The sequence below is a fragment of the Alkalibacterium sp. s-m-28 genome (genome assembly GCF_054658175.1).
Genome location: NZ_BAAGIQ010000115.1, coordinates 1 through 5,043, shown reverse-complemented (window position 1 = coordinate 5,043; position 5,043 = coordinate 1). Strand labels below are relative to the sequence as shown.

4 protein-coding genes and 2 pseudogenes are annotated in these 5,043 nt (G+C 36.5%); 2 read left to right on the top strand and 4 right to left on the bottom strand.

Annotated features, from left to right (window positions below; translation table 11 throughout):
• Window positions 1-204: 204 nt before the first annotated feature.
• Together ACYQ4S_RS10700 and ACYQ4S_RS10695 are read left to right on the top strand one after the other, a co-directional pair.
• Window positions 205-420 carry a phospholipase D-like domain-containing protein gene (locus ACYQ4S_RS10700; protein ID WP_428830602.1) on the top strand — a complete coding sequence of 72 codons (216 nt, stop codon included), beginning with the start codon at window positions 205-207 and terminating at the stop codon, window positions 418-420.
• Window positions 417-1,103, top strand: a complete 687-nt coding sequence (locus ACYQ4S_RS10695) for a hypothetical protein (RefSeq protein WP_459771063.1) — start codon at window positions 417-419, stop codon at window positions 1,101-1,103. The genes ACYQ4S_RS10700 and ACYQ4S_RS10695 overlap by 4 nt, the downstream gene beginning before the upstream one ends.
• A gap of 98 nt (window positions 1,104-1,201) precedes the next feature.
• Here ACYQ4S_RS10695 and ACYQ4S_RS10690 read toward each other — a convergent pair whose 3' ends face one another.
• From ACYQ4S_RS10690 to ACYQ4S_RS10675, 4 genes and pseudogenes are all read right to left on the bottom strand, one after another.
• Entirely contained in the window at window positions 1,202-1,390 is a 189-nt protein-coding gene (locus tag ACYQ4S_RS10690) for an SPOR domain-containing protein (protein ID WP_346024353.1), read from the bottom strand.
• A 39-nt stretch (window positions 1,391-1,429) separates the two neighbouring features.
• A pseudogene (locus ACYQ4S_RS10685) lies at window positions 1,430-1,555 on the bottom strand (peptidoglycan recognition protein family protein); the annotation flags it as partial.
• A gap of 148 nt (window positions 1,556-1,703) precedes the next feature.
• Window positions 1,704-3,498 (bottom strand): annotated as a pseudogene (locus tag ACYQ4S_RS10680) (reverse transcriptase domain-containing protein).
• A gap of 520 nt (window positions 3,499-4,018) precedes the next feature.
• The gene (locus ACYQ4S_RS10675; protein ID WP_346024217.1) at window positions 4,019-4,345 is read right to left on the bottom strand and encodes a peptidoglycan recognition protein family protein; all 327 of its coding nucleotides are present in this window, start codon (window positions 4,343-4,345) and stop codon (window positions 4,019-4,021) included.
• Between the last annotated feature and the right edge of the window lie 698 nt (window positions 4,346-5,043).

The following is a 5,043-nucleotide window of genomic DNA, read 5'->3' as shown; positions in this document are numbered from 1 at the left end:
AATGTTGTTGTGGTGACTACATTTTACCAAAGAGAGGTGTCTTTTTGTGTGTTTTTTGATAATTATTTATAAGAAGTTTCAATAACCGCAAGGGTTAAACCTGGATATTCAACTGCAAAACTTGAGTAAATAATAATGATAATCATTCTCATTTATATAAATTTACCATACAATTTTTTCTAAGGCAAATGATTTTTTAGACAATTGCTTGTCTTTTACGGATTTAATAATTTTAATCGACTCCACTCAAAATACTGTATCATTGATTACTCTATTGTTTTACATGGTTCTTTTAATTGGACGCCAACGGCTTCTCAAAACGAAGAACACTTAACAATTTCTGTAGATAGACAATTAGCAAAACAATACACAGATAATTTTAAGGTAATATTTCAAAATTCGTATGGGAGGAACTTATGAATAAAGAATTTTTTTCAAAAACAGAAACAATAGATTATGTTTGGCAACACTCGAAATATTACGGTAATCTATTAAGCTATTGCAAAGATGTAGCAGAGAAGGATTCTGGAAATGGATTTGTCTCACTCATTTTTTTATTTAATCTAATGGAAAATATATTCAAAAGCAGCTTAAAAAATTATGATGCAAGACTTATCGATGTTATAGATATCTTGAGAGATAATGGCACTATAACAAAGATAGAACATGACTTTCTTAATAATAAAAATAATGGCATAAGAATAATTCGCAATCTTTTATCACATAGTAACTTGTCTAAGTATAATTTAATTTTTACTGAAGATGGTACTGAAATTTACTATCCATTAACAGAGAATGAAACTTGCCTAAAAATGTATGAAATGATTTCCGATATTCTTTTTAATTTAATGCTAAGGATAATAAGCACCGATACTATTGAGCCTCTCAATATAGATCTCGATGATAAAATTAATAATGTTAAAATCAAAATTAAAAAGTGTACACCGGAAAAATTAATGGAATTTAGAGGCATTGATGTTTCCATAATTCCTAATTGGGAAGAACTAAATGAATCAGATAAATATAGGATTGTTGAAAGTTCTAGCGATGTAAGAATGGTAACAAATATTGCATCAACTATTTTTAAAAATTATTTAGAGTAGTAACTCATTTAAAGACCAGACCCAGTTGTATAAAATAGTAAAACTTGTAATTATTAAAAAGCAAAAGCATCCGACTATTTCATCGGATGCTTTTTAGTCTAATCATATTTCACAAACGCATCTTTAAATCCAGCTTTCTTTGCTTTTTCTAGTTGCTTATCAGCATTCTTTTTAATACTATACGCACCAATCTGTACACGATATAGTTTCTTTCCACCAGTTGATGGTTTAGATGTTGACGTACCTTTCGCTAATTCCTTCTTCACATCTGCCCTAAACGTATCCATTGACTTACCATGTTTTGAAAACCAATGACGTGGGTCGCCATGATTACTAGCGATTTTTTTCTGGTACCCTTCATAATGGCCGATGATATTTTTCTCCGTTAGTTTGTATTGTTTACAAAGATAAGCAGCAAGTTCCACCGCTTCTTTATAAACTTTATTAAAGTAAGTTTTGTCGGTTAAATTATCTTCACAGTAGAGTAGGAAAGCGCCGCCTTATTGTATTTCTACAACAGGTTTGCGCAGACCCCTCCCCGAACCGTGCTTACACCTCTCGATGTACACGGCTCTCCATTGTTACTCAATTATTCAAAACTCAATTTCTGTGGATTTCTTTGTGACAATCTCGACAGACCACCATAGTTTTTCGGTTTCGCGCTATTAGGTATTTCTCCCATGGAGCTTTTCCCTTCAAGTCTTTGAGCCTTTTAACATGGTGTATTTCATAGTGTGTCGCTTCGGTTGTTCCACACAACTTACAAACTCTTGCTTTTAATCCATCTTCAAAAGGGTTACGTTTATGACTATAGATAACTGCGTCATTACGTATTTTGTCACTAAATGAACTTTGCCCTTTACAATCAGAATATTTTGCGAAATAGAGTCGTTTTTCACCTTTAGCCGTCTTATATGGTACACACCATTTCCCTTGCCCATCTTGATGCACGCGAATAATTCGGGCAATGCTGCTTTTACGCTTTGCTGCAAGTGTTTTTAAGCAACTATACTCCATAAGGTAAGCAAAGTAATTTAAGTTGTTAAAATTACTTGCCATTCGGTAGTAGTTACAGATTCCTCGCAATTCTGCGTTGTAGGTTGAAACAATCTCGTATTCCGTGATTTGTAGCAAGCTTGGGCGGTGGACAAAGCGATACTTACCGTTAATTTGTTTCACTATACCTTTATCTAACAGAAAACTTTCAATTTTATCTTTGAATGGAACCGTGAGTTCCACTTTGTTGTTAAGCGTTCTTTTGGTATACCCATTTCCACCTTGTTTGATTTGACTGTTGCGCCTTACACAAACATCATAGCCTAGAAATCTTGCTTTGTTGTGGCTGTGAGTAATAAGTGTTTTTTCTTCACTGAGTTCCATTTTCAGCGTATTTCTGATAAATGTTTTCAGTTCCGATTTTACCCATTCACAGTCAGATTTACTTCCGATAACCCCGATAAGAAAATCATCTGCATAACGCACATATTTAATTTTCTTATCCTCTTGTAATTTACTAGGGGTTGAAAGCTGTTTCGCTCTGGTTTGTCGTAATTCAGCAAGTAGTGCCGGCTTTTGGTGCTCATCCGCATTTTCTAACTTTTTTTCTCAAGCGGACTGCTTTACTTCGTAGCCTTGAATATTCCGGTGTTCTCTTGCCTCGGGGTAAGGGCTTGTCAAATTTAGCTTTTAGCTGTTCAACAAACATGTCCAACTCGTGCAAGTATATATTGGCTAGTACAGGTGAAATTATTCCACCTTGGGGCGTCCCACTATATGTACTGTGGTATCGCCAATCTTCCATATATCCTGCCTTTAAGAATTTGCGAATAAGTTGGTTGAAACGCGCGTCCTTGATTTTCTTTCCTATCAATTCAGCGAGCACATTGTGATTAATGTTATCAAAACAGCCTTTGATATCACCTTCGACGAACCATTTCACTCCATTGAATCCTTTTGATACCATTCCTAGAGCGGTATGACAGCTTCTGTTAGGTCTAAAGCCATGGGAAGTATCACAAAATGTAGGTTCATAAATAGCTTCTAGAATCATTCTGATTACTTCCTGAACCAATTTATCAGTGAATGTCGGAAGTCCTAAAGGACGTAATTTATTACTTTGCTTTTTTGCAATATACGTCCTACGTACAGGCTTAGGTGTATAGGTTCCATCTGTCAGACTTTGGATAATAAGCTCTATCTTTTCCTCGCTGAAGCCATCTGCTGTGTCATTATCGACACCAGGTGTTGCTGCGCCACTATTGGCATACAGATTTTTGTAAGCAAGAAAATAGATGTCTGGTCTTTGCAGGTAACGGTAAACCCGCGTGAAAATTTCATTCTTGTTGCGATTTGAGTTTTGATTCATTCTCTCCAAAATCTCAATTGTTGGTTTCATTGAGGTATTCCTCCCTAATCAATATAAATTTTGGCGCGTAACAACTGCTTCCCTTCGCCATGTAAGGGTCATTACCCCTCGCGGACTACTATGGAAGCTCCGTACCCATGCAGAATATTCAAGCCCTTTAGCTATAGCCGTTTCCGGCGTTTCTGTTTAGGGTATCCCCAGTTAACAATGCCAATAGGTATGTGGATTTTCGGATACGTTTTCGTTTCTTTACCATTGGTTCTCCAACAGGTCATGTGAATTAAATGATAACCAATTGCGCGAAATCTGTACGCAATTACATTCACATCAGAGGTTACAGGCAAATTTCCTCTGTCCGGGCATTAACAGAAACTCGAAACTTACGTTCAACAAACCCAGTTTTATCCTCATATCCACTTGTCATTGCAGTTCAGTCGCATCTGATTGCCTTTAGATGACTTACCGCTTTCCTGCCATGCTATGTTCCCGTGTCAGCTTTCGCCTTTCGGTTGGACAGGTTGACAATAGCGTTATCTTACTATGCGGCACCTTAAACCGCTGTTGACATTGCCCTATCTGGGCGCACAATTTCAAAACCGATGTGGGTATTATTGGCATCTCCTCCTGAATGCCAACCTCGATGGTTCCAAGGCAAGTACTGCCAGACTTCTTTATCGTCTAAGAAGGCATGGACACAGACCTGCCGTTTGATTTCGCCAGCCTTATAGGAGTTATTCCAGCGGCTGAACCAGTCAGCGGCCATCACACCAGGTGTGGCAGTAGAATGGACCATGATGCCTTTAGGCGTGATCTTTCTTCCTGTAGTGTAACAATCGTTTCTGGTCATGAACTTTGATTTTAAATTACTTAGTCCCATTTTTATCTCCTCCATTTATTTTGAGCATGAAAAAAGCACCCTATTAGATAAGGTGCGATTTAGACTACAACTATTTACTCCTCTATTTCTTTGAGAACTTGATCTATTTGTGAGAATACCTTTTCTACTTTTGACCATTCTTGCTTCTGATTCGTGTAAAGTAGAGTGTTGTGTAAATCCTCATAACTTGATTTTATATCATTTGAAAATTTATCCTTCCATACTTCAAAACCATAAGGTCCCTCTGGATTATATTCTTTAGGAATGTCCCTCTTTTCCAGATATACAGAGTCCGTTTGCTTTGTGATTTGTACCTGAACAATTCATACTTTTCGTTGAAACATGTGCCAACTGCCTAACGGCAGCTTAAATTTACTTTTTCATTTTCACCTGTTAAGTGATGAAAAAAGAACCCCATTATGATATGGTAAAGGTGTCTAAACCAACCATAAGAAAGGAGTTCTCTTCATGATTAGCTTACACAAAAACCAGGTAAAATTCAATTCAAACATCATCATTTCGCATACAGGTGGTCGTTTATCGAGTGATTCGGGTTTAGTCTTAGTTAAAGAACTCAAGTTTTGCAGTTGAATATCCAGGTTTAACCCTTGCGGTTATTGAAACTTCTTATAAATAATTATCAAAAAACACACAAAAAGACACCTCTCTTTGGTAAAATGTAGTCACCATAACAACAT